The 23,362-nt window shown below is 76.5% G+C and carries 21 protein-coding genes and 1 pseudogene; 9 read left to right on the top strand and 13 right to left on the bottom strand.

Annotated features, from left to right (window positions below; all coding sequences use genetic code 11):
- Positions 1-106: 106 nt before the first annotated feature.
- Entirely contained in the window at positions 107-1,210 is a 1,104-nt protein-coding gene (locus tag ABT247_RS05075) for a carboxylate-amine ligase (RefSeq protein ID WP_350738100.1), read from the bottom strand.
- A gap of 127 nt (positions 1,211-1,337) precedes the next feature.
- On the bottom strand, positions 1,338-1,748 hold the full coding sequence (locus tag ABT247_RS05070; protein WP_350738096.1) for a MarR family transcriptional regulator: 411 nt from the start codon (positions 1,746-1,748) through the stop codon (positions 1,338-1,340).
- A 53-nt stretch (positions 1,749-1,801) separates the two neighbouring features.
- On the opposite strand from ABT247_RS05070, the gene ABT247_RS05065 reads away from it, so the two are divergent.
- Positions 1,802-2,608 carry an SAM-dependent methyltransferase gene (locus ABT247_RS05065; RefSeq protein WP_350738094.1) on the top strand — a complete coding sequence of 269 codons (807 nt, stop codon included), beginning with the start codon at positions 1,802-1,804 and terminating at the stop codon, positions 2,606-2,608.
- A gap of 108 nt (positions 2,609-2,716) precedes the next feature.
- Here ABT247_RS05065 and ABT247_RS05060 read toward each other — a convergent pair whose 3' ends face one another.
- Positions 2,717-3,856, bottom strand: a complete 1,140-nt coding sequence (locus tag ABT247_RS05060) for an MFS transporter (protein WP_502892383.1) — start codon at positions 3,854-3,856, stop codon at positions 2,717-2,719.
- Positions 3,857-4,139: 283 nt separating this feature from the next.
- Here ABT247_RS05060 and ABT247_RS05055 point away from each other — a divergent pair.
- A pseudogene (locus ABT247_RS05055) lies at positions 4,140-4,364 on the top strand (hypothetical protein); the annotation flags it as partial.
- Positions 4,365-4,758: 394 nt separating this feature from the next.
- Complete coding sequence (locus tag ABT247_RS05050) at positions 4,759-5,019, top strand: GlsB/YeaQ/YmgE family stress response membrane protein (protein ID WP_350738091.1); 261 nt, start codon at positions 4,759-4,761, stop codon at positions 5,017-5,019.
- 178 nt (positions 5,020-5,197) lie between these two features.
- On the opposite strand, the gene ABT247_RS05045 is transcribed toward ABT247_RS05050, so the two are convergent.
- The 6 genes from ABT247_RS05045 to ABT247_RS05020 all read right to left on the bottom strand — a co-directional run bounded on the left by ABT247_RS05045 (position 5,198) and on the right by ABT247_RS05020 (position 12,471).
- Positions 5,198-5,992 carry an NAD-dependent epimerase/dehydratase family protein gene (locus ABT247_RS05045; RefSeq protein WP_350738106.1) on the bottom strand — a complete coding sequence of 265 codons (795 nt, stop codon included), beginning with the start codon at positions 5,990-5,992 and terminating at the stop codon, positions 5,198-5,200.
- Between the two features lie 330 nt (positions 5,993-6,322).
- Positions 6,323-8,434: a xanthine dehydrogenase family protein molybdopterin-binding subunit gene (locus ABT247_RS05040; RefSeq protein ID WP_350738088.1), complete on the bottom strand. Its 2,112-nt coding sequence runs from the start codon at positions 8,432-8,434 to the stop codon at positions 6,323-6,325.
- The gene (locus ABT247_RS05035) at positions 8,431-9,435 is read right to left on the bottom strand and encodes an FAD binding domain-containing protein (protein WP_350738085.1); all 1,005 of its coding nucleotides are present in this window, start codon (positions 9,433-9,435) and stop codon (positions 8,431-8,433) included. Before ABT247_RS05035 ends, ABT247_RS05040 begins: the two co-directional genes overlap by 4 nt.
- Positions 9,432-10,082: a (2Fe-2S)-binding protein gene (locus ABT247_RS05030; protein WP_350738083.1), complete on the bottom strand. Its 651-nt coding sequence runs from the start codon at positions 10,080-10,082 to the stop codon at positions 9,432-9,434. Before ABT247_RS05030 ends, ABT247_RS05035 begins: the two co-directional genes overlap by 4 nt.
- Positions 10,083-10,175: 93 nt before the next feature.
- Positions 10,176-11,267 carry a tetratricopeptide repeat protein gene (locus ABT247_RS05025; protein WP_350738080.1) on the bottom strand — a complete coding sequence of 364 codons (1,092 nt, stop codon included), beginning with the start codon at positions 11,265-11,267 and terminating at the stop codon, positions 10,176-10,178.
- Positions 11,268-11,538: 271 nt separating this feature from the next.
- Entirely contained in the window at positions 11,539-12,471 is a 933-nt protein-coding gene (locus ABT247_RS05020; RefSeq protein WP_350738077.1) for a DUF4253 domain-containing protein, read from the bottom strand.
- Between the two features lie 107 nt (positions 12,472-12,578).
- Between ABT247_RS05020 and ABT247_RS05015 the strand changes: the two genes are divergently transcribed.
- The gene (locus ABT247_RS05015) at positions 12,579-13,037 is read left to right on the top strand and encodes a MarR family winged helix-turn-helix transcriptional regulator (RefSeq protein WP_350738074.1); all 459 of its coding nucleotides are present in this window, start codon (positions 12,579-12,581) and stop codon (positions 13,035-13,037) included.
- 55 nt (positions 13,038-13,092) lie between these two features.
- Here ABT247_RS05015 and ABT247_RS05010 read toward each other — a convergent pair whose 3' ends face one another.
- Complete coding sequence (locus tag ABT247_RS05010) at positions 13,093-14,148, bottom strand: helix-turn-helix domain-containing protein (protein ID WP_502892382.1); 1,056 nt, start codon at positions 14,146-14,148, stop codon at positions 13,093-13,095.
- Positions 14,149-14,386: 238 nt separating this feature from the next.
- On the opposite strand from ABT247_RS05010, the gene ABT247_RS05005 reads away from it, so the two are divergent.
- Together ABT247_RS05005 and ABT247_RS05000 are read left to right on the top strand one after the other, a co-directional pair.
- A complete protein-coding gene (locus ABT247_RS05005) occupies positions 14,387-15,268 on the top strand; it encodes an NAD(P)-dependent oxidoreductase (protein ID WP_350738072.1) in 882 nt (293 codons plus the stop codon).
- Positions 15,269-15,327: 59 nt separating this feature from the next.
- Positions 15,328-15,948, top strand: coding sequence for a maleylpyruvate isomerase N-terminal domain-containing protein (locus ABT247_RS05000; protein WP_350738069.1), 621 nt, complete (start codon positions 15,328-15,330; stop codon positions 15,946-15,948).
- 171 nt (positions 15,949-16,119) lie between these two features.
- On the opposite strand, the gene ABT247_RS04995 is transcribed toward ABT247_RS05000, so the two are convergent.
- A complete protein-coding gene (locus tag ABT247_RS04995; RefSeq protein WP_350738067.1) occupies positions 16,120-16,689 on the bottom strand; it encodes a hypothetical protein in 570 nt (189 codons plus the stop codon).
- Positions 16,690-16,997: 308 nt separating this feature from the next.
- Positions 16,998-17,666, bottom strand: coding sequence for a helix-turn-helix domain-containing protein (locus ABT247_RS04990; protein WP_350738064.1), 669 nt, complete (start codon positions 17,664-17,666; stop codon positions 16,998-17,000).
- Between the two features lie 133 nt (positions 17,667-17,799).
- Here ABT247_RS04990 and ABT247_RS04985 point away from each other — a divergent pair, with 133 nt between their 5' ends.
- Together ABT247_RS04985 and ABT247_RS04980 are read left to right on the top strand one after the other, a co-directional pair.
- Positions 17,800-18,927, top strand: a complete 1,128-nt coding sequence (locus ABT247_RS04985; protein WP_350738062.1) for an aryl-sulfate sulfotransferase — start codon at positions 17,800-17,802, stop codon at positions 18,925-18,927.
- The gene (locus tag ABT247_RS04980; RefSeq protein WP_350738060.1) at positions 18,924-20,297 is read left to right on the top strand and encodes a solute carrier family 23 protein; all 1,374 of its coding nucleotides are present in this window, start codon (positions 18,924-18,926) and stop codon (positions 20,295-20,297) included. The genes ABT247_RS04985 and ABT247_RS04980 overlap by 4 nt, the downstream gene beginning before the upstream one ends.
- Before the next feature lie 170 nt (positions 20,298-20,467).
- On the opposite strand, the gene pdxR is transcribed toward ABT247_RS04980, so the two are convergent.
- A complete protein-coding gene (gene pdxR, locus ABT247_RS04975; protein ID WP_350738058.1) occupies positions 20,468-21,880 on the bottom strand; it encodes a MocR-like pyridoxine biosynthesis transcription factor PdxR in 1,413 nt (470 codons plus the stop codon).
- 47 nt (positions 21,881-21,927) lie between these two features.
- On the opposite strand from pdxR, the gene ABT247_RS04970 reads away from it, so the two are divergent.
- The gene (locus ABT247_RS04970; RefSeq protein ID WP_350738055.1) at positions 21,928-23,223 is read left to right on the top strand and encodes an MFS transporter; all 1,296 of its coding nucleotides are present in this window, start codon (positions 21,928-21,930) and stop codon (positions 23,221-23,223) included.
- The last annotated feature ends 139 nt before the right edge of the window (positions 23,224-23,362 follow it).

Below are 23,362 nucleotides of genomic sequence, written 5' to 3'. Positions count from 1 at the left end.
GATGCTCCGCATGGACTCCCTCCTCCGCCTTGCGATGCACGCACCCCAACGCCGCCCCGCCCGCCCTTCGGGCGGACGACGGGGGTTTGAAGACGGGCCCTAGCACTCAGGGCGTGCGGGTCACGGTGGAGCCCGCCAGGTGCTCCGCCAGACCCGCCCAGCCCTGCTCGCGGAACCAGCGGCGCTGGCGGTCCGCGCCGTTGCCCTCGCGCTCGAACCCCCACCACAGCCCGGCCACCCGCCCGGTGTCCCCGGCCGCCTCCAGGCCGGGCGCGGCGTAGGCGCGCAGCTCCTCGACCACGGCCGCGGCCGGGCGGGCGGTGCCGTCGGCGGGGGAGACCAGCTGCCCGTGCACCCCGGTGCGGGCGGCGTGCCAGGTCGCGGCCCGCAGCAGCTCCTCGGGGGTGTCCGGGCGCGGGAGCCCCTGCCGTTCCTCCAGGACGGCGGTGGTCACCAGGGCCCGGACCAGGCCGGCGAACAGCTCCGCGTCGGCGACCGTCAGCTGGACGTCCGCCGCCCGCACCTCCACGGTCGGATAGCGCTCGGACAGCCGGGCGTGCCAGTACAGCTGCCCCGCGTCGGCGATCGCCCCGGCGGCCCGCAGCGCCGCCACCCGCCGCCGGTAGTCCGCGGCGTCGCGGAAGGCGGGCGGCGGCCCGCTGACCGCCCACTGGTCGAAGTGCACCGTGCGCCAGCTGGCGAAACGGGTGTCACCCCCGCGCCAGTACGGCGAATTGGCGCTCAGCGCGATCAGCACCGGCAGCCAGGGCCGCAACCGCACCAGGGCGCCCACGCGCTCCTCCTCGTCGTGGACGCCGACGTGGACGTGCATGCCGTTGAGCATCAGGTCGTCGACCAGCGCCGGCGCCTGCCGGCGGGCCCGCCGGTAGCGCTCGTGGTCGGTGACCGGCACCGGCCCGGGCGGCCCGAACGGGGCCGAACCGACCGGCACCACCCGGCAGCCGTGCTGGGCCGCGGCCGCGCTCAGCCCGGCGCGCACCCGGGTCAGGTGCCGGCCCACCTCCGCCAGGTCCTCGCAGACCGGGGTCGCGCTCTCCACCTGGACCTGCAGCAGCTCGTGCTGCGCCTCGGCGGGGCGCAGCGCCGGCGCCAGCGAGGCGGTGGCCAGGACCTCGGCGGCCCGGGGCAGCGGCGTGCCGTCGCGGGGGTCGACCAGCAAGTACTCTTCCTCGACTCCGAGTGTCAGCATGCCGCTCCGCTACCCCGGGGCGGCCTTCGTACACGGCCGGCGGCCCCGGTCCCCGGACCGGCCCTCGGACACCGAGGGGCCCGCATGGCCTGCGGGGGGCCCGCGTGGCGGTCCGGGGCGGGGCCGGTCAGGGCAGCAGCAGGCCGGCGAGCTCGTCGAGCAGTTCGGTGACGCGGCGCGCCCGGTCGGGGTCCGCGACGGCCTTCGCGATGACCGGCTCGGCGGGCCGGGCGGCGCGGGCGAGGACGGCCTCGCGGGCCCGCTCGGAGGCGGTGAGCAGGGTGCGCCGCCCGTCGGCCGGGTCGGCGGCGGCGTCGAGCAGGCCCCGCTCGCGCAGCCGGGCCACGCACGTGGAGACGTGGCTCTGGGCGAAGCCGGTCCGCGCCCGGATCTCCTGGACGGTGGTCGCGGGGTGGCGGAACACGTCGGAGATCACGGCGACCTCCCCGGCGGGGAGCGCGGAGGCCGGATCGCCGACCATCTCGCGGCCGAGGTCGGTCAGCCGCCTGCCGAGTCTGAGGAGTCGCACGCCGTCCATGCCCGGCAGCATACATCTTCACCGATGTATCGCTGGCGATGTAGATTGCGGGCATGACGACCCCTCAGCCGCTCAGCCCGGTCTCCCGCACCGCCCTGTCCGTCGCCCGGGTGCGGGCCCGCGAGAGCTCCCGCCCCGACCCGCTGTTCACCGACCCGTACGCCGCCGCGTTCCTCGAGGCCGCGGGCACCCCGCCGGCCCCCGGGTCGGGCAGTGCCCTGGCCAAGGCCCTGGTCGCGAACAGCATCCTGCGCACCCGCTTCTACGACGACCGCCTCCTGGCCGCCGGCGCGGACCAGGTCGTGCTGCTCGCGGCCGGCCTGGACACCCGCGCCCACCGGCTGGACTGGCCCGCCGGCACCCGGGTGTTCGAACTCGACCTGGAGCCCGTCCTGGCCTTCAAGGACCAGGTCCTCGACGAGCTCGGCGCCGTGCCCCGCAGCGAGCGCACCTCCCTGCCCGCCGACCTGCTGGACCCGCACTGGCCCGCCCGGCTGGTCGCCGCCGGTTTCGACCCCGCGCGCCCCTGCGCCTGGCTCGCCGAAGGGCTGCTGCCCTACCTCACCGCCGAGCAGGCGGCCGGCCTGCTCACCGCCGTCACCGCGCTGGCCGCCCCCGGCAGCCGCCTGCTGCTCGAACGCGGCCGGGACATCACCGCCACCCCGCCCGACCCGGCCCTCGCCCACATCACCGGCCTGTGGCGCGGCGGCCTGGGCCCCGACACCCACACCTGGCTCGAACGGCACGGCTGGACCACCACCCTCACCTCCCTGCAGCGCGTCGCGGACACCTACGGCCGCCCCCTGCCGGGCCCCTCCACCGCCGGCTTCATCGAGGCCCTGCGCCACCCGGCGCCCTGACCCGGCCCGAGCGCCGCACCCGGGCCGCGCGCCGTACCCCGCCCTCGCGTCGCACCCGGGCCGCGCGCCGCACCCGGGCCGCGCGCCGCACCCGGGCCGGCCCGGGGGTCACGGCCCGCCGGCCGCCTCGCCGACGACCGCCCGGCGCAGCAGGTAGACGCCGGAGGCGGCGGCGAGCAGGGCCATGCAGGCGGTGAAGACCAGGCCGGCGTGGGCCAGGCCGAGCGGCCCGGTCAGCAGGCCCACCCCGATGACGGGGATCGAGATGCCGAAGTAGGCGACCACGAAGAGCGCCGACAGGGCCCCGCCCCGGTGCTCGGGGGGACTGGCCCCGGCGACCTCGCCCACCGCCCCGCGCAGCCCCATGCCCTGGCCGGCGCCGCCGACCAGCGCGGCGAGCACCAGCAGCGCCAGCACGGCCCACGCGAGCGAACCCGCCAGCAGCGCCAACCCGGCGATCAGCACGAAACAGCCCAGCGGCACCGCCCGCGCCGTCCCCAGCCGCGGCACGAGGAGCTGGCCCAGGGTGGAGGCGAGGAAGGCCGCGAAGACGACCAGGCCGACCACCGCACGGTCGTGGACGCCCAAACCCTCCGCCAGGAAGGCCGGCCCCACCGAGGTGAACAGCCCCAGCAGGGAGAACCCGGCGAACGCGGCGACCCCGGCCGGCACGAACACCCCGCGCACCTGCGGCGGCAGCTCGGGCAGGTGCGGCCGGGCGGTGCGCAGCGGGCGGGCCCCCTCCACGGTCTCCGGCAGCACCAGGAGCAGGGCGAAGGACACCGCGAGCAGCCCCAGGTGCACCACGAACGGCAGCACCAGCGGATGCGGCGCGTACTCGGACAGCAGCCCCGACAGCAGCGGCCCGCAGCCGAGCCCGCCCATGTTCGCGGCGGTCGCCACGAACCCCGCCCGCCCCCGGCGCCGCGACGGGGCCAGCTCCAGCACGTACGCGGTCGCGGTGCCGGTGAACAGGCCCGCCGACAGACCGGACAGCAACCGGCCCAGGCACAGCAGCGGCACGCTGTCCGCGCCCAGGAAGACCACCGCGCTGCCGGCCGCGCAGACCAGCCCGCCCAGCAGGACGGGCCGGCGCCCCACCGTGTCGGAGACGTCGCCGACCAGCAGCAGCACCGCGATGACACCGAAGGCGTAGACGGCGAACACGACCGTCACCGTCAGCTCGGAGAAGCCGATCCGCTCCCGGTACAACCCGTACAGCGGCGTGGGCAGGGTGGTCCCGGCCATGCAGACGGCGAAGGCGAACGCGGCCAGGAGATAGCCCGTCCGGGCGACAGCGGTCCCGGCTTCCCGATGATCGGTCACCAGCCCACGATAGGCACCCACTCCGGCCCGGCCCACGGCTCACCGGCGTGCACTGCGCCGACCGGCCGTACCCCCGCCCGACCCCGGCCGGCCGGCGCGGCGGCGCGGGATTGGCCCTGCCCACCCGGGTACACGCGCCGACGCGCCCTGCCGCCCGGCCGACGGGACCGGCGCGCACCGGGGCGCGGAAGGAGAGACCGCGACCATGAACGAGGAGACCGGTCACGTCACCGGCACCAAGGACAAGGACTACAACCTGCTCTGGTACGTCGAGGCGTGCCTGAACAACGCGCTGCGCCTGGAGACCTACGTCCAGGACGCCGAGCGGGACGGCGACCAGGAGGTGGCGGAACTGTTCCGCAAGGCGCAGGCCGACAGCCGCAAGGGCGCCGAGATGGGCAAGCGGCTGCTCGCCGCGCGCCTGTCCGGCAACGGCAGCGGCGGCGGGGCCGGCGCGGGTACCCCGGTGCGCGCCGCCGGGGACGCCCTCACCGGCACCGGCACCGGCACCGGCGAGGGCACCGCCACCGTCCCCGGCGCAGGCACCCCCGCCGGCGGCAGCCCGGCACCGGCCGGCGATCCGGGCGCGCTGCCGCAGGACCCGATGGCCCCGTAGCGCCCGCCGCTCACCGGCCCGCGACCCCGGCCGCCCGTCCGGTCGCCCCGGGCGGTCGCCGGGGCGCCTCCCGGTCCCGCCCCCGGCCGCGCCGGGGCAGCGGGCCGGCCTGTTCCGAGGACGGCCGGTGCGGTGAGCATGAGACCCGGGGACGGGGGCAGACGGTGGGACGTCTGATCGGGCAAGGAAGCAGAGAGGGGACACGACTGTGACGTTCTTGTGGGCCGTGATCGCGGGCCTGGTGGTGGGCCTGCTGGCGAAGCTCGTACTGCCGGGACGCCAGCCCGTGCCGTTGTGGCTGACCGTGCTCATCGGCCTGGTGGGGGCCCTCCTCGGCAACGCCGCGGCCTCCTTCCTGGGCGTGCGGCACACCGACGGCATCGACTGGATACGGCACGCGCTGCAGGTCGGTGTGGCAGCGGTCCTGATCGCCTTCGTGACGCCCGTCTACGTCGGGCGACGGCGCTGAGACGACACCGCAGGGAGCAGCGCCCGCCCGGGTGTCGGGCGGGTGCGCTCCGCGGGCCGTCCGACGGTTGCAGCCGTCGGACGGCCCGTCAGTGTGTCCGGCCGGTCTGGCCGGGCCGTAGGTGAGGGCCTCCGCCCGCGGTCGGCGGCCGGCGGTGACCGGTGGAGTGCGGCGCCGGTCAGGGGGCGGCCTGGGTGAAGCTGCCGCCGAGGTAGCGCAACTCCGGGTCGTCGGCGGCCGGTTCACCGTGCTCGGCGATCACCTTGGCGGCGAAGGCCTCCGCGTCGTCCACCGGCCGGTAGCCCAGCGCGCGGGCCGAGGCGAGGTCCCACCAGGCCCGGGTGTTGGCGGAGATGCCGTAGACGACGGTGTGCCCGCTCACCGGCCCGGTGAGCGCGGCGTGCACCAGGCGGGCGCAGTCGCCCGGGCTGAGCCAGGTGGCGAGCATCCGGACGCTGCGGGGCTCGTCGGTGAAGGAGCCGATCCGCAGCGAGACCGTCTCCATCCCGTGCCGGTCGGCGTACAGCGAGGCGAGGTTCTCCCCGAAGCACTTGGAGAGCCCGTAGTAGGTGTCGGGCCGCTGCGGGGTGTCGACCGGCACGGTGCCGCCGTCGGCGGGCCGTTCGGTGAAACCCACCGCGTGGTTGCTGCTGGCGTAGACGATCCGCCGCACGCCCGCCGCCCGAGCGGCGTCGTAGAGCCGGTAGGTGCCGTCGATGTTGGCGGCCAGGATGTCGGCGAACGGCGCCTCGCCCGGGATCCCGGCCAGGTGCACCACCGCGTCGACGCCGTCCACCGCCGCCGCCAGCGCCTCGGCGTCCCGCAGGTCGGCGGTGATCGCGTCCGGTTCGCCGGGCACCGGCAGGCGGTCGAAGCAGCGCAGCCGGTAGCCGTAGGCCGGCAGCAGCTCCCGCAGGCAGCTGCCGATGCGGCCGGCGGCCCCGGTGAGCAGGACCCGACGGGGTCGGTCCACCATCTGTCGCGCCTCCCTGGTTCCTCGCGGGGCCCGTCGAACCGACGGGCCCGGGCCCTCCGGCGTGCGAGCGCACCTGGCGGTACCCCGGCTGACGGTACCCCGGGGGCCGCTCCTGTGACGGGTGGTCCGCCGCAGGCATGGACCGGCGAAGCGGGGGTAGACGGCCGTCGCGGGTGGCTCGGCGGCGCGTGGGTTACCCCCCGGACTCCACGCGCCGCCGCCACCCCGACCCGCGCGGCCCGCCCGCCGGGCCCGCCGCGCCCGGGGTGCGGACCACCCGCTGCAGCCGCGGCCGCGACCCCCCTCCCGCCGGCCGGTGCCGCTCCCTCACCCGCCCGCGGACGGCCGCTCCAGCGCGGGCAGGACCTTGTCCAGCGTGATCGGCAGGTCCCGCACCCGCACACCGCAGGCGTGCCACACCGCGTTCGACACCGCGGCGGCCGTGCCGACGATGCCGATCTCCCCGATGCCCTTGGACCCCATGGCGTTGACGTACGGGTCGTGCTCGGGCAGCCAGTGCGCCTCGATCCCCTCGACGTCCGCGTTGGCCGTGACGTGGTAGTCGGCGAGGTCGTGGTTGACGACGTGGCCGGTGCGGGGGTCGAGGACGCTGCTCTCGTGCAGCGCCATGGACAGCCCCATCGTCATCCCGCCGACGAACTGCGAGCGCGCCGTGCGCGGGTTGATGATCCGGCCCGCGGCGAACACGCCCAGCAGGCGCCGCACCCGCACCTCGCCGGTGTCCGCGTGGACGTGCGCCTCGGCGAACTGCGCCCCGAAGGCGTGCATCGCGAAGCGCTCGTCGGCCGGCCCGACGTCGCCGGACGCCTCGGCCCCCTCCGGCGGCTCGTCGCCGTAGCGGGCGCGGAAGGCGCGCGCCGCCTCGACCACGGCCGAGCCCCACGTCGTCATGCCCGAGGAGCCCCCGGCCACCGACGCCACCGGGTAGTCGGTGTCGCCGATGCGCACCGCCACCCGCGCCACCGGCACGCCGAGCGCGTCCGCGGTGATCTGCGCCAGCGTGGTCCAGGTGCCGGTGCCCAGATCGGCGGCGCCGATCTCGGCGACGTAGCGCTCCCCCTCCCGCCGGATCGTCGCCGTCGACTTCGACATGCGGCTGACCGGGTAGGTGGAGGCCGCGACGCCTGTGCCCACCAGCCAGTCGCCGCGCCGGCGCACCCCCGGCCGCGGGTCGCGCTGCGCCCAGCCGAACCGCGCCGCGCCCTCGCGCAGGCAGCCCACCAGGTTGCGGCTGGAGAAGGGTTTACCCGAGCCGGGCTCGACGTCCGGCTCGTTGCGGATCCGCAGCTCGACCGGGTCCAGGCCCAGGCGCTCGGCCAGCTCGTCCATCGCCACCTCGGGGCCGAACATGCCGGGGCACTCCCCGGGGGCGCGCATCCAGGACGGCACCGGCACGTCCAGGGCGGCGAGGCGGTGCGTGGTCCGCCGGTTCGGCGAGGCGTACATCATCCGGGTCGGCACCCCGGTCTGCTCCGCGAACTCCTGGATGCGCGACGTCAGTTCGACGACGTCGATGGCGACGGCGGTGAGCGTGCCGTCCCGGTCGGCACCCAGGCTGCAGCGCTGGATGGTCGGCGTGCGGTAGCCGGCCAGGCAGAACATCTGCTGCCGGGTCAGGGCCAGCCGCACCGGCCGGCCGGGCACCGCGCGGGCGGCCAGCGCGGCGAGCACCACGTTGACGTGCGGCTGCCCCTTGGACCCGAACCCGCCACCGACGTACGGGCACACGACCCGCACCCGCGCCTCCTCGAGCCCGAACACCGCCGCCAGCGCGGAACGCGTCGAATGGACGCCCTGGGTGGAGTCCCACAGGGTCAGGAAGCCGTCACCGGCCGGCTCCCACAGCGCCACCGTGGCGTGCGGCTCCATCGGGTTGTTGTGGTACATCGCGGTGCGGTACGTCTCCTCGACGCTCACCGCCGCGGCCGCCATCGCGGCGTCGACGTCGCCCTCGGCGGTGTCGGTGGGGAAGTCCGGGTTCACCTTCTCGGGCGCGTACAGGTCCTCGCGGTCGGCCCGCAGCTCGACGTCGTGCTCCTCCTGCGCGTAGCCGACCCGCACCAGGGCGGCCGCGTGCCGCGCCACCTCGGGAGCGTCGGCCACGACCACGGCGACGACCTGGCCCCGGAAGGCCACCCGGTCGTCCTGCAGGACCGCCAACTCCCGGTTCCCGGTGGAGGCCAGGCGCTCCGCGGTGGCGTGGGTGAGCACCGCCACCACGCCCTCCAGCGCCTCGGCGGCGCCGGTGTCCAGCTCCGTGACGCGGCCGCGGGCGACGGTGGCCTGGACGGGGTGCAGGTAGGCGGCGCCGGCCAACGCGGTCTCGTACGCGTAGGTGGCGGTGCCCAGCACCTTGACCGGCCCGTCCCGGCGGGGCAGGTCGAGGCCGACGGCCTCCGGTTCGCGCGGCAACGTCATCGGGCGTCCTCTCCGGCCAGGCCGCGCAGGACGGCGGCAAGGGTGCGGCGCAGCAGCGGGATCTTGAACGCGTTGCCGCCGTCCAGCCCCGCGGCCGGCCGGGCGTCGGCGAGTTCGGCGTCCGCGGCGGCCCGGTAGCTCGCCTCCGACGCCGGGGCGCCCCGCAGCGCCTCCTCGGCCCGGTACGCGCGCCAGGGCGCGTGCGCGACACCACCGAACGCGACCCGCGCGTCCGTGATCACACCGTCCTCGACCTCCACCGCAGCGGCCACGCTGACCAGGGCGAACGCGTAGGAGGCGCGGTCGCGCACCTTGCGGTAGGCCGAGCGGCGCGCGAGCGGCAGCGCCGGCAGGTCGATCGCGGTGACCAGCTCGCCGTGCCCGAGCACCGTGTCGCGCTCGGGAGCATCGCCGGGCAGCCGGTGCAGGTCCACGAAGGGCACCACGCGCTCGCCGTCCGGCCCGAGCACCCGCACCTGCGCCTCGAGCGCGGCCATCGCCACGGCCATGTCGGACGGGTGCACGGCGATGCAGTGCTCGGAGGCGCCGAGGATCGCGTGGTGGCGCGTCCACCCCCCGACCGCCGAACAGCCCGAGCCCGGCCGCCGCTTGTTGCACGGCGTCGTGACGTCCTGGAAGTAGACGCAGCGGGTGCGCTGCAGCGGATTGCCGCCGACGGTGGCCATGTTGCGCAACTGCCCCGACGCACCCGACAACAGCGCCTGCGACAGCACCGGGAACCACTCGCGCACCCGCGGGTGCGCGGCGAGCTCGCTGTTGCTGACACCCGCGCCGATCCGCAGGGCGCCCCCGCCGAGCTCCTCCACCTCACCGGGCAGGAGGGCGGCGACGCCGACGACCAGGTCCGGTTCGACGACCCCCAGCTTGAGGTGGTCCACCAGGTTCGTGCCCCCGGCCAGGAACACCGCACCCGGGTTCCCGGCGACGCTGCGCACGGCGTCCGCGGCGTCGGCGGGGCTGCGGTAGTCGAACGGCTTCACCGGGCCGCCCCCGCGCTCGCCGTTCCGGCCGGCTCCGTGCCGGCCGTACTCGTGCCGGTGGGCCCCGTGCCGGCGGCCTGCTGGATGGCGGTCACGATGTTGACGTAGGCCCCGCAGCGGCACAGGTTGCCGCTCATCCGCTCGGCCACCTCGGCGCGGTCCAGCCGCGGCGCCCCCGGGCCCTCGGTGACGGCGCTCGGCCAGCCCCTCGCGAACTCCTCCAGCGCCCCGACCGCGGAGACCACCTGCCCCGGGGTGCAGTAGCCGCACTGGAGCGCGTCGCAGTCGATGAAAGCCCGCTGCACCGGATGCAGGGCGCCGTCGGCGTGCCGCTCCTCGGCGGTCCGTGCATCGGTGGCGGTCCGTGCGTCGGTGTCGTGCCGTCCGTCGGTGGTGGCCGCCCGGGCGGCGAGGCCCTCGGCGGTGACGACCTCGGCGCCGTCCTGGGTGACCGCGAGCACGAGGCAGCTCAGCACCCGCCGCCCGCCGGAGAGCACCGTGCACGCGCCGCACTGCCCGTGATCGCAGCCCTTCTTGGGACTCGTCACCCCGAGCCGTTCCCGCAGGGCGTCCAGCAGCGTCGTGCGCGTGTCGACGGTCAGCCGGCGCGGGACCCCGTCGACCTGCACGGTGATGTCTGAGTTCATCGCACGAGATTTCCCGGCCCCGCCCGCGCCCACACGGCGCACGGCGCCGCGTCACACCGGTGGCGGCCGGAGGGCACCGGCACTGCCGCGCGCTCAGGCCCCGGGCGCGGCACCGGGTATGAGGATCACCAGCCGGTGCGCCCCCGCGACCGGATACCTCCGCACGATCGCCCGTTCGGTCGATCCGGGCGGCACCGCGCCCTCGCCCTCGTACCGGGCGACGACGGCCCGGCCGATCTCCTCGGTGGGCTCGTGGACCCCGCCCGTGACGGTCAGCCGGGCCGTGGCCGCCAGTTCGACGCCGGCGTCGCGCACCACCTGGTTCATCAGCCGCTCGATCTCCTCCCGGGCGGGCGCGGCGCCGGTGTGGAGGAGGTACACCGTGCCGATCGGTGCCGGTGCCGGTGCCGGGGCCGTGGCCGGGGCCGGCTCGGGCACCGCTGCGGCGGGGGCGGCCCGGGGTGCGCGTCGCTCCCGCAGCCGCGCCAGCCGCTGCGGCGCCTGGTCGTACCCGTCCTCGGTGAGCTCGCCGAACAGGGCCTCGGCCTCGTCGAACCGCTCCAGCGTCTCCAGCGTGCAGGCGAGCTCGAACCGCGCCTGCCGGTCACCCGTGTCGGCGGCCGCGCGGAACCACCGCAGCGCCTGCGCCAGGTCGTCCTGGGCCCGCAGCAGGAAGCCGAGGTTGAACATGGCGTCGACGCTGCCCGCGTCGGCGGCCTTGCGGTACCACTCCTGCGCCCGGGCGGGATCGCCCTGGCGCTCCATCGCCCGGCCGTAGTGGTTCATCGCGACCACGTGCCCGCGCCGGGCCGCCCGGTGGTGGAGGCCCTCGGCCTCGTCGGGCCGGCCCAGCCGCTGAAGGGCCAGCGCGAGGCCCACCACGGCCTCCTCGTCACCACCCTCGACCGCCCGCCGGTACCAGCCCTCGGCTTCGGCGTCCTCTCCGCGCCGCACCAGCGCGAACGCGACGTTGTAGGCGCCCAACGCGTTCCCGGTGGCGGCGGCCCTGCGGTACCACTCCTCGGCCCCGGCCCAGTCGTCCCGCTTGCCGAGCAGGACGCCGTAGTGGTTCATCGCGTCGGCGTTCCCCGCTTCGGCGGCCGCGGCGAAGAGCCGCTCCGCTTCCGCACCGTCACCCTGCTTGTCGCGCTCGACGCCGAGGCGGACCATCTCTTCCGGAGTCACAACGGCCAACCTAACAAACGGACCTGAGCCCGCGGCATGGGCCGGGACAACCGGGGTAGACGGTGGGCGCGGGCGGGTCGGCGGCGCGCGGTCACCCCCCGGACACTGCGCGCCGCCACCGTTCGTCGGGCCCGCCACCGTTCGTCGGGGCCGCCGCCGTTCGGCCGGCCCGCCACCGTTCGGCCGGCCCGTCGCTGGGACGGCCGGCCCGTCGCTGGGACGGCCGCGCACCGACGGTGCGCCCCCTCGCCCGTACCTCGCGCGGGCGCGGTCAGTGCCACCAGAACGACCAGCACTTCTCCAGGACGAGCTCCTGCGCGTAGTCGATCAGGCTCTCGGTGCCCTTGAAGACGTTGTCGGGGCAGAACGCGACGTGTTCGGCCGCGATCGGAAGCACCCCGTCCAGGTCGTCCGGGTCGTCCTGGCGCACCGTGGTGCTCAACCGCAGCCCGTCGGGGCCCACTTCGACCACCCGGGCGCCGAACCTGCGCTCCCAGCTCAGCACGACGGCGGCGAGCTCACCGGGGTCGCGACGGCCGGCGACGCTCCAGCCGCAGACGGCCAGCGCCTCGGCGCCGCTGTCCGCGCGCACCAGCCCGATCCGCAGCCCGGGGTCGTGGTGCAGCAGCCAGTGCGCCACCTCGGCCGCGGCGGCGTCCGGATCGTCGTCCGGCGCCGCAGCAGGGGAGGGGGCCGGGCCCGGCCAGTCGACGCCGAACGGCTCCAGCATGATGTCGCGCTCCTTCGCCTGCCCGGGGTCGTCCGGGCGGCCCACGGCGGGGGAGTTCCACCAGCCGCGCAGCAGGGCCCAGGGGTCGTGGGAGGCGGGCGAGGACGCCCGGGCCGGGTGAAGCTCCCCGGTGGCCCAGGGCCGGAACCGCGGGTCGGTGACCCGGCGCGTCAGCAGCAGCGGCCACAGGCCCGACCGCGGGTGCTCGCGCTGCAGCTCCTGCCACAGCCCCGCGGGTGCCGGCCCGTCACTCAGCCACATCACCGGGGCGCCGCCGCCGGCCTCGCCCCCGGCGGCGGCGCTCCCTGAGCCGCTCCGGGCGTCGCTCCCGGTGCCGCTCCCGGTCTCCGCCGCGGCCTCGGCCGGGACGATCAGGCGCCCCGGCGGCAGAGGAGTGGACAGGGTGTACTGCCCGGCGGCGGCGCCGGGGAACAGCGGGTGGAGCTCGGACGGCAGCGAGGCGCGATCGATCATGGGTCCACGGTAGAGGCGGTCGCGTTCTCCCCGCTTGACCTGAAGTCGACTTCAGCTTCTAGGGTCGGTGGCGCCGAAGTGATCGACGAGAAGGGGCGGGACCGGCCGTGGAGTACTCGCACAGCGACACCGAACTGATCAAGCAGCCGATCGGCTACTGGAGTTGGGCGGCCTACAAGGCCGTCGTCACCCGCACCCGCGGCGCGCTGGCCGAACTCGGCACCACACAGCCGCAGTGGTGGGTGCTCGCCCAGCTCGCCCGTGCCGAGGAGCCGAGGACCCGCGACGACGTCTCCGCCGTCCTGCGCGACTACCTCGACACCGGCCAGGAGGCCCTCGACGCCGACATCGACGCCACCGTCGCCCGCGGCTGGGTCACCGAGTCCGCCGGGGGACGGCTCGACCTGACCCCCGAGGGACGGGCGTTCTACGACAAGGCGGCCGCCCTCCAGGACGAGCTGTGGGCCGAGCGCCACGCGGACATCTCCGACGAGGAGTACCTGACCACGCTGAAGGTCCTGCAGCGGGTCATCCGCAACACCGGAGGACGGGCCTGGCACCACTGACGTCCCCGCCGCCCAGGCCGCGCCCGCGGGTCCGGGGTGCAGGGCCGCGGCCCGGTCAGGCCGACACGGCCGACACGGCCGGGACGGCGGCAAGGGGCGGGACGGCTGCGGTGGCCGGCGCGGCGGGGGCGGCCGGTGAGCGGAAGGCGCGGCGGTAGTCGGTGGGGGTGACGCCGACGCGGGCGGTGAAGTGGCGGCGCAGGTTGGCGGCGCTGCCCAGACCGCTCCTCTCCCCGATCTGCTCCACCGGCAGGTCGGTGGCCTCCAGGAGGGTTTGGGCGCGGGCGAGGCGCTGGTTGAGCAGCCACTGGAGCGGCGTCGTGCCGGTGGCGGCCTGCAGGCGGCGGAAGAAGGTGCGCGGGCTCATCCTGGCCCGCCGCGCCAACTCGCCGATGGTGAGGGCGCGGTCGAGGTTCTCGGTGGCCCAGGCGAGGACCGGGGCGAGGCTCTCGTCGTCCGCCACCGGCACGGCGAGGTCGACGAACTGGGCCTGCCCGCCGGGTCGGTGGGCGGGCACGACGAGTTTGCGCGCCAACCGGTTGGCCACGTGCGCCCCGAGGTCGCGCCGGACGATGTGGAGGCAGAGGTCCAGGCCGGCGGCGACGCCGGCGCTGGTGAGCACGTCGCCGTCGTCGACGTAGAGCACCCCGTCGTCCACGGTGACGGCCGGGTACCGGCGGGCCAGGTCGGCGGTGTGCGACCAGTGGGCGGTGGCCCGGCGGCCGTCCAGCAGCCCGGCGGCGGCGAGGGCGAAGGCGCCGGTGCACAACGAGACCATCCGTGCTCCGGCCCGGGCGGCACGCCGGAGTTCGGCCAGCAGCGCGGGCGGCACCTCGCGCTCGCCGCTCACACAGGCGTCCGGGACGGACGTGACGACCACCGTGTCCGCCTCGGCGAGCGCCTCCCACCCGTACTCGGCGCGCAGGGAGAACCCGAAGCCGCCGACAGCCCGGGGCGGGGCCGGGGCGTCCGGCGTCTCGGCGCACAGCCGCAGTTCGTACCAGCGGTCGGCGAGTTCGGGCTGCGGGATGCCGAACACCGCGCAGGCCATGCCCAGTTCGTAGAGGTCCCACAGCGGAAGTTCGGCGTGGTCGACGACGGCGACCGCCACCGTGCCGGGTCCGGCGGCGCGCCCGAGCGTGCGACCGGCGCCGCGACCGACCGCGGGACCGACCGTGCGACCGGCCACGGGTTCGGCGGGGGAGTCGGGCATGGCGGACACCTTCCTGGCAGGAACCGTGCGGCAAAGGGCAATCCTGCCACTGTCCGGGGCGCGTGGGCGCTGCGAACGTGGGGGTGTCGATCAAGGCCCGGAACACCCGGGCCGGCTGCACGAACGGGAGCAACCCATGAACTCCACGCCGCACGAGCGGGAATCCGTCACCGTCCTCGGCCTCGGTGCGATGGGCGCCGCACTGGCGGGCGCCTTCCTCGCCGCCGGTCACCCGACCACCGTCTGGAACCGTACGGCGGCCAAGGCCGAGCCGCTCATCGCCCGGGGCGCCGCCGCGGCCGCCTCGCCCGGGGCGGCGGTGACGGCCAACCGGCTGATCGTCGCCTGCGTCCTCGACTACGACGCGCTGCGCGCCGTGCTGGCCGGCCAGGAGGCGGCGCTGGCCGGACGGACCCTGGTGAACCTCACCTCCGGCTCGCCCGAGCAGGCCCGCGAACTGGCCGACTGGGCGGACGGCATCGGGCTGGACTACCTGGACGGCGCCATCATGATCACCCCGCCCGGTATCGGGGGAGCGGACGCGACGGTGCTCTACGGCGGCGCGCCCCACGTCCTGGCCCGCCACCGCGCGACGCTCGCCGCCCTCGGGGAGCCGGTCGAACTCGGCGCGGACGCCGGGATCGCCGGGCTGTACGACACGGCGCTGCTCGGCCTGATGTGGTCCGCGCTGAGCGGCTGGCTGCACGGTGTCGCCCTGGTCGGTGCGGACGGTGTCCGGGCGGCCGAGTTCACGCCGGTGGCCACCCGCTGGCTGTCCGGCGCCGTCGCCGGGTTCATCGGCCGCTACGCGGCGCAGGCCGACGCCCGGACCTACCCGGGCGACGACGCCAGCCTGGACGTCCACCTCGCCGCGATGGAGCACCTGCTCCACGCGAGCCGGGCGCGCGGCATCGACACCGCCCTGCCGGAGGTCTTCGCCGACCAGGCCCGGCGCGCCATCGCCGCCGGTCACGGCGCCGACAGTTACGCGCGCCTGATCGAGGTGGTCCAGAAGTGAGCGTCGCCGCCGCTGCCGTATCCGTGCCCACCACCATGCCCCCGTCCGCCTCCTCGTCCATGTCCGTTGCCCCGTGGGCCGGTTCGGCCCCCTCCGGTACCGACTGGGCGGCACACGTCGTCGAAGCCGCCGCGGTGACCACCGGCGTCCTCGAACGGGCCGCCGGGGCCGACTGGTCCCGCCGGCCCGCCGGAAGCGACTGGAGCGCCCGGGCCACACTGGACCACCTCGCGCTCGGCCTGCTGGGCTACGCGGGACTGCTGACCGTCCGCCCCACCGACCGCTACATCACCCTGTTCGGCTCGCTCGACCCCGCCGCTCCCATCCCGCACTGCCTGGAGGGCCTGCGGATCGCCGCCGGCCTGCTCGCCACCACGGTGCGCGCGACCCCGCCGGCGGCCCGGGCCTGGCACCCCTGGGGCCACTCGGACGGTCCCGGCTTCGCGGCCATGGGGGTGGTCGAACTCCTCGTCCACACCTGGGATCTGGCCGGCGCCTTCGGGCTCGGCTGGCAGCCGCCCGAACACCTCGCCGGCCCGGCGGTGGATCGGCTCTTCCCGGAGGCGCCGCGCGGCCACGGCCCCGCCGAGACCCTCCTGTGGTGCACCGGCCGCGCCACCCTGCCCGGGCACCCGCGCCGCCCGGCCGACGGCTGGCAGTGGGACGGCCGCGTGCGCTGAGCCAGCGGCTGGCGGCCGGCGGCCGGCGGGTTGCGGCCCGGCGCCGCCGCCGTACGGCCGGGGGCCGCCGCCGTACGGCCGGGAGCCCTCCGTCGACGCCAACGGCCCGGTGGTGCCAACCGCCTGGTGACGCCGGCCGGCCCCGGGGGAGTCGGCCGAGGGCGCCTTCGGCTACCTGCGGCGCAGGGTGCGGCGGGCGTAGTCCGCGACGACGAGGGCCAGCAGCGGGCCCCAGGCCACCAGAGGGAGGTAGCACAGCGTCATCGCCAGGCCGGCGAAGCCGTGCGGGGCATCGGGGTTGCCCATGTTGTCGGGGCTGTTCCAGCCGAGAACGCCCAGGACCGCGCCGGCGGTGAGTATCAGCGAGCCGAGGGCGGCGGGCACGATCGCCGCGAGCGGTCGCACCCGGCGCCCGCCCAGCAGGGGTATCCAGCGCGGCACGACGCGGCCCCAGGGCCGGACCAGACCGATGGTGAGGAACGACAGCAGTTCGGCCACCACGCTGAGGGCGATCATGTAGACCGACCCCCACCCGGGCACGGCCTGGTGCAGGAACGCCAGCGCCTCACCGGAGAAACCCATGGTCGCCCCCGTCGCGAAGCACAGCCGCCACAGGCCGGACGGCACGGTGCTCCACGCGGCGGCCTTGGCGGCGAGCACCACCCACCCCGGCGCGGGGGCGTCGGAGCCGGCGTCGGTACGGGCAGCGGCAGACGTGGTGCAGGCGGACACGGCGGTCATCACGAGATCTCCTTCCGGGCCACCCTCCTGACGGCCCCTGATGTCCTCCAGCCTCCCGTTTCACCACCCCCGCCCGGCAGTTCCGATCGGCACATTTGCGCGGCCCGCGCGCTCCGCGCCATGTGCCGATCGGCAGGTACGGCCCCCCGCCCCCGCCCCAGCCCCGGCCCGCGACCGCTCCACCCCGGCCCCCGGCGGCCCGTCCGTCGGCCCCGCCGCCGGGCCGTCCCGCCGCCGTCCGCGCGCGCCCGCCCCGAGCGGCGGCCCCCGGACCGCCCGCAGCCTTCGGACCGCCCGCGGCCCCCGGATCAGTCGCCCCGCTCCCGCGGCGTCCCCGTGTCGTGCTCGGAGACGGCCACCAGCAGCACCCGGGTGTCGGGGCGGGTGCCGCGCCAGCGGTGGCGGACCCCGCCCGTCAGGTAGAGGGTGTCTCCCCGGTGCAGCCGGTAACGGCGGCCCTCCGCCTCCACCTCGGCCGCACCGTCCGCCACGTACATCAACTCGTCACCGGCGTGCACGAATTCGCGGTCCGCCTGCTGGTCCCCGGTGAACTCCAACGCGTGCAGCCGGCGGCGTCCGCGCACCAGCGGGCGCACCCCGGTGTCCGGCGCCAGGCCCGCGTCGTCCCGGGCGAGGACGACGTCGACCGGCCGGTCGACCGGGTCGGCGGCGGCCAGCAGTTCCACGGCGGTCGTCCCCAGCCCGTCCGCGATCCGCTGGAGCGAGCGCATGCTCGGCCGCGCCCGGTCGTTCTCGACCTGGCTGAGGAAGGGCACGGACAGACCGGTACGCCCCGCCACCTGCGCCAGCGTCAGCTCCAGGGCGCGCCGGCGACGGCGGACCGCACCGCCCAGCCGCGGCTGCGCACCGCCGCCGGGCGCTCCCGCACCGCCACCGCCGCGCGCTCCCGCACCGCCACCGCCGGGCGCTCCCGCACCGCCGCCGCCCGACCGCGCCCCCGGCTGCGCACCGCTCATGATCACGCTCCTTCCCGCCGTCACCCTACGGCCCGCTCGGCACGTTTCGTACGGCTGCAACAAGGCCGTCACACAGCACTCCTATCGTCGAAGCACTTTGACCCCATCAAAAAAACTTTGATCGGAGTGATCGATGCCCCGCGTCGACCAGAACCAGCGCCGCCGCCGCGGCACCGGCCTCATCGCCCTGGACCCGGACGCCGCCTTCCCCGGCCTCACCCTGTTCGCCCCGCTGACCGGCGGCGGCGACGTGTACCTGGTGGACCTGCACGGCACGACCGCGCACCGATGGCGGTTCCCCTACCGCCCCGGCCGCCACGCCCGGCTCCTGGCCGGCGGCGAACTCGCCTACAACGGCGTCCTGCCCGGCGAGGAGTCGCTCTTCCCGATGTGGCACAAGTACCGCGGCGGGGTGATGCTGCGCGCCGCACCCGACGGCACGGTGCTGTGGGAGCACCGCGACCCGCGCCAGCACCACGACGCCCACCACCTCGACGACGGCGGCGTCCTCTACACCGGCGTCGAACCCCTGCGCGGCGCCGAGGCGAGGACCGTCCTCGGCGGAGTCCCCGGCTCCGAGGCCGGCGGAACGACCGTGTGGGCCGACACCATCACCGAGGTGGCGGCCGACGGATCGCCGCGCTGGTCCTGGCGCGCCGCGGAACACCTCGACCGCGCCGACTACCCGCTCCACCCCGACTACTCCCGCGAACACTGGCCGCTCGTCAACAGCGTGACCCCGCTCGCCGACGGCAACGTTCTCGCCAGCCTGCGCAGCGTCTCGGCCGTCGTCGTGATCAGCCGCGCCACCGGCGAGATCCTCTGGCGCAGCCGGCCCGGCACGCTCTCCCAGCAGCACCACCCCACCGAACTGGCCGACGGCCGCCTCCTGGTCTTCGACAACGGCGTCTACCGGCCCGGCCACGACGTGCCCTACTCCCGCGTCGTCGAGATCGACCGCGCCCGGGGCGAGGTGGTGTGGGAGTACCACGACCCCGCCCGCGAGTCGTTCTTCGCACCGTTCATGGGCTCGGCCCAGCGACTGGCCAATGGCAACACCCTGGTGACCGACTCGCCCGCCGGCCGCCTCTTCGAGGTCACACCGGACGGCTACCTCTGCTGGGAGTACGTGATCCCCCACTTCGGCGCCTACACGGAGAACGAGGTCCGCACGCTGTTCCCCGCCGAACCCAACGCCGTCTTCCGCGCCTACCGCTACGCCCCCGAGGAGATCCCGTGGCTGCAGGCGGCCCACCCGTGACCACCGCCGACGAGCGCCCGCCCCTGCGACGACTGCTCCCGCTCGCCCTCCAGCACGTACTCGCCATGGCGGCGACACCGGTGTCCACCGTGTTCCTGATCGCCGCACCGCTGCGCCTGACACCGGCCCAGGCCTCGTCCCTGCTGGGCGCGGCCCTGGTGCTCTCCGGAGCGGGCTCCGTCCTCCAGTCGCTCGGCCGGTGGGGGTTCGGCGCCCGGCTGCCGTTCGTGATGCTGCCCGGCGGCGCCGCCACCGCGCTCTTCGTCCAGATCGCCCGCGACCACGGCCCGGCCGTCGCCTCCGGCTCGGTGCTCCTCGCCGCGGCGCTGCTGCTCGCGGTCACCCCCCTGTACGGGCGGGTGGTCGCCCTGTTCCCCCCGCTGGTCATGGGCGTGACGGTGCTGCTGGTGGGGGTGTCCATGGTGCGGGTCACCACGCTGCTCCTGGCCGGCCCGGGCGGCAGCGCGGCACCCGGTGCCCTGGCCGCGGCCGGCCTCACCGTCGCGGCGACCCTCGTCGCCCACCTGCTGCTGCGGGGCGCCTGGCGCCAGTGCGCGGTGCTGATCGGCCTGGCCGGCGGCGCGCTCCTCACGGTCGCCACCGGCCTGGGCACGCTCACCCCGGCAGCAGGTGCGGGCGTCTCCCTCCCGCACCTGCTGCCGTACGGCGCCCCGCGGCCGGACCTGGTGGCCGCCCTGCCGCTGCTGCTCTTCAGCCTCACCTCGCTGGCCGAGGCCACCGGCCAGACCGTCCTCAACAGCGAGGTGCCCGACCCCGGCCGGGACGTCCCGCGGGTGGCCCGGGCCGACGCGCTGGTCTCCCTGTTCAGCGGGCTCCTCGGCACGCCGAGCATGGTGACCAGCTCCGAGAACATCGGGATCAACCGGCTCACCGGGGTCCGCAGCCGCTTCGTGACGGCCGGGGCCGGTTTCCTGCTGATCGCCGCCGGCCTGTTCTCCCCCCTGTCGCGACTGGTGGCCGGCCTGCCGCCGGCGGCCGTCGCGGGAGCCGCGCTGGTCGTCTACGCGGTGATCACGGTCATGGGCGTGGAGATGCTCGGCCGGGCCCGCGCGGGCGAGGCCCCGGACACCCTGGTCGTCACCGGCCTGGCCCTGACCGCCGGCCTGCTCCCCGTGGTGGCCCCCGGCCTCTACGGCGGATTCCCCGACTGGATCCGGCCGGTGCTCGGCAGCGGAGTCGTCGCCGGCACCCTGACCGCGGTCGTCCTGCACGCCCTCCTCACGGCCACCCGCCCCCGCGCCGCGGCGAACGGGGACGCCGGACCCGGATGGACCCGGCCCCCGGGCCGCCCGCCGCACGCCGGCCTCACACCCCCGCCGCCTCCCGGGGCGGACGGCTGCCCGCCGTGAAGCCGGCCCGGCCCGCCGGCCGCGGCACCCACGGCCGCGCGCCCGCCGACGACTTTGGCCACAGCGCGCTCGGTGCCGACGGCCCCGCGAACCCGCTCACCAGCACGGTCGCCCGCCGCCCCGGCCCCGCGGGACCGCGGCGGGCAGGACGCCACCGACCCGCCGGCCCGTCACACCCGCCCGGCGAGCAGCCGGCCGACGGCCGCGATGCCCTCGGCGATGGCCCGTTCGCCCACGTCGCCGAAGCCGAGGACGAGTTGCGCCGGCGCGGTAGAGCGCGAGGCGCGGCAGCCGCTGATGCCGTAGAGGCCGACCGACCGTTCGCGGGCGGCGGTGGTGACGCGGTGCTCGTCGACCCCCGCGGGCAGGTGGGCGACGGCGTGGAAGCCGGCCGCCAGGCCGCTGACCGTCAGCGCGGGGGCGTGGGCGCCGAGCGCGTCGAGCAGGACGGCGCGGCGGCCCGCGTAGGTGGCGCGCATCCGGCGCAGGTGGCGGTCGAAGCGCCCGGACTCGATCAGCCGGGCCAGGGCGAGCTGGTCCAGTGCGGGCGTGCCGCGGTCACTGCGGTGCTTGTGCTCGGCGAGCGCTCCGGCCAGGGCGGGCGGGCAGAGCATCCAGCCGATCCGCAGGGCGGGCGCCAGGGACTTGCTGACGGTGCCCATCGCGACGACCCGCTCCGGTGCCAGTCCCTGCAGCACGCCGACGGGCCCGCGGTCGTAGCGGAACTCGGCGTCGTAGTCGTCCTCGAGGACGAACGCGTCGCGCCGCCTGGCCCACTCGACCAACGCCACTCGGCGCTCCGGCGCCAGGGCCACGCCGGTGGGCCACTGGTGGGCGGGGGTGACCACGACGGCGCGCGCGTCCGTGGCGGCCAGCGCACGGACGTCGATGCCGTGCTCGTCGACGGGCACCGCCACCGCCCGCAGCCCGGCCGCGGCGGCGGCCGCGCCGACGGTGGCGGGGGAACCGGGGTCCTCGAAGGCCACGCTGCGCACCCCGGCGTCGGCGAGCACCCCGAGGACCAGGCCCAGCCCCTGCGCGTAGCCGGAGCAGACCACGATGTGCTCCGGATCGGCCACGGCGGCACGCACCCGGCGCAGGTACCCGGCCAGGACCTCGCGCAGGACGGCGCTGCCGCGCGCGTCGCCGTAGTCCAGATCGGCCACCGGCATGGTACGGGCCGCCTCACGCACGGCCCACAGCCAGTCCCGGACCGGAAAGGACCCCAAGTCCGGTACGCCCCAGCGGAAATCGGCCAGCAGCCGGGACGCGGGGCGCTCCGCGCGGGGGAGTGCGGGCGGGGCGCCCCCGGCCCCGGACGCCACCCTGGTCGCCGACCCGGCACGGGTCACCAGGTAGCCCTCGGCCTGGAGTTGGGCGTAGCACTCCTGCACCAGTCCCCGGGAGACCTCGAGCGTACGGGCCAACTCCCGCGAGGACGGCAGCCGTTCGCCGACACGCAGCCGACCGGTGCGGATCGCCTCGCGCAGTCCGTGCTCCACCTGCGTGCGCAGCGGCCGCCCGCCGCCGCGATCGAGGGCCAGCAGCAACTCCGGCGGGGAACTGGACCACTCCACAGGCACGGAACCGGATCTTACCGGCAGTCCGGTCGTGCCCTTAGCGTCCTGCCGTGACCGAAACGCTCGACTCCGACCTCCCCGCGCCCCCGCCGCGCCCGCCCCTGCTCACCCGCCCGCTGCTGCTGCGCTTCCTCTCGATCCTGGGCGCCTCGACCAGCTTCTACCTGCTGCTGTCGACCGTCCCCGGCTACGCCGCCGCCGGCGGGGAGGGCGGCGGCCGGGCCGGCCTGGCCACCGGCGCGCTGATGCTGGCGACGGTGCTGGGCGAACTGGCCACGCCCGCCCTGGTCAACCGGCACGGCTACCGCACCGTCCTGGCGGCCGGCCTGGGCCTGCTGGGCGCCCCCGCCCTCGCCCTCGTGCTCTCCCGCGACCTGTGGTGCGTCGTCGCGGTGTGCCTCCTGCGCGGGCTCGGGTTCGCGTTCACCGTGGTGGCGGGCGGCTCGCTGACCGCCGCGCTCATCCCCGCCGAACGACGCGGCGAAGGCCTGGCCCTGGTCGGCATCGTCAGCGGCGCCCCGGCGATCCTGGCCATGCCGCTGGGGGTGTGGCTGGCCGGGCACGCGGGCTACGGCGCGGTGTTCACCGCCGCGGCCGTGGCCGCCCTCGCCGCGATCCCCTCGGTGCCCGGCCTGCCCGACCGGCTGCGCGCCTCCGGGCGGCCGATCGGCATCGCCGAGGGGCTGCGCACAGCGGACCTGCTGCGCCCGGCCGCGACCTTCGCGGCCACGGCCGTCGCCGCCGGCATCGTCGTCACCTTCCTGCCGCTCGCCGTCCCCGCCTCGGCCGCCGGCGTCGTCGCCGTGGCGCTGTTCGTCCAGCCCGCGGCGTCCACCCTGGCCCGCTGGCTGGCCGGGCGGCACGGAGACCGGCACGGCCCCGCCGCCCTGGTGCTGCCCGGCCTGCTGCTGTCGGCCGCCGGCACCCTGCTGATGGCCCTGACTGCGAGCCCGGTGGCCGTCGTCGTCGCGGTCGCCGTGTTCGGGATCGGCTTCGGCATCGCCCAGAACGCCACGATCAACCTGATGTACGCCCGCGTGCCCACCGCCGGCTACGGCACCGTCAGCGCGCTGTGGAACTTCGCCTACGATGCGGGCATGGGCGTGGGCGCCGTCGCCTTCGGCTGGCTCGCCGCGGGCACCGGCTACCCCTGGGCCTTCGCCCTGACCGGCGCCGCCATGCTCGCCGCCCTCGCCCCGGCCCTGGCCGACCGCCGCACCGCACGCCGCACCCCGGCACACGACGAAGTCCCCGCCCCGGACCCCGCGCCGGACCCAGTCCCGGACCCCGCCCGGAGCCCCGCGCCGAACCCCGCGGGGACGCCCGGCAGTTCGCCCCAGCGCTGACCCGCCCCAGCGCTGACCCGCCGCGACGCCGGGCCGCCGCGACGCCGGGCCGCCGCGACGCCGGGCGTCCGGCCGCGGGAGGACGTTTCAACCCGCCGATTCGGGGCAGCGGCTGGGGCACCGAAGGACGAGGGAGGAC

Source organism: Kitasatospora sp. NPDC001539 (assembly GCF_040298565.1).
Lineage (GTDB): Bacteria > Actinomycetota > Actinomycetes > Streptomycetales > Streptomycetaceae > Kitasatospora.
Note: the sequence above shows the minus strand (reverse complement) of the source record. Positions and strands in the feature narration are given on the sequence as shown.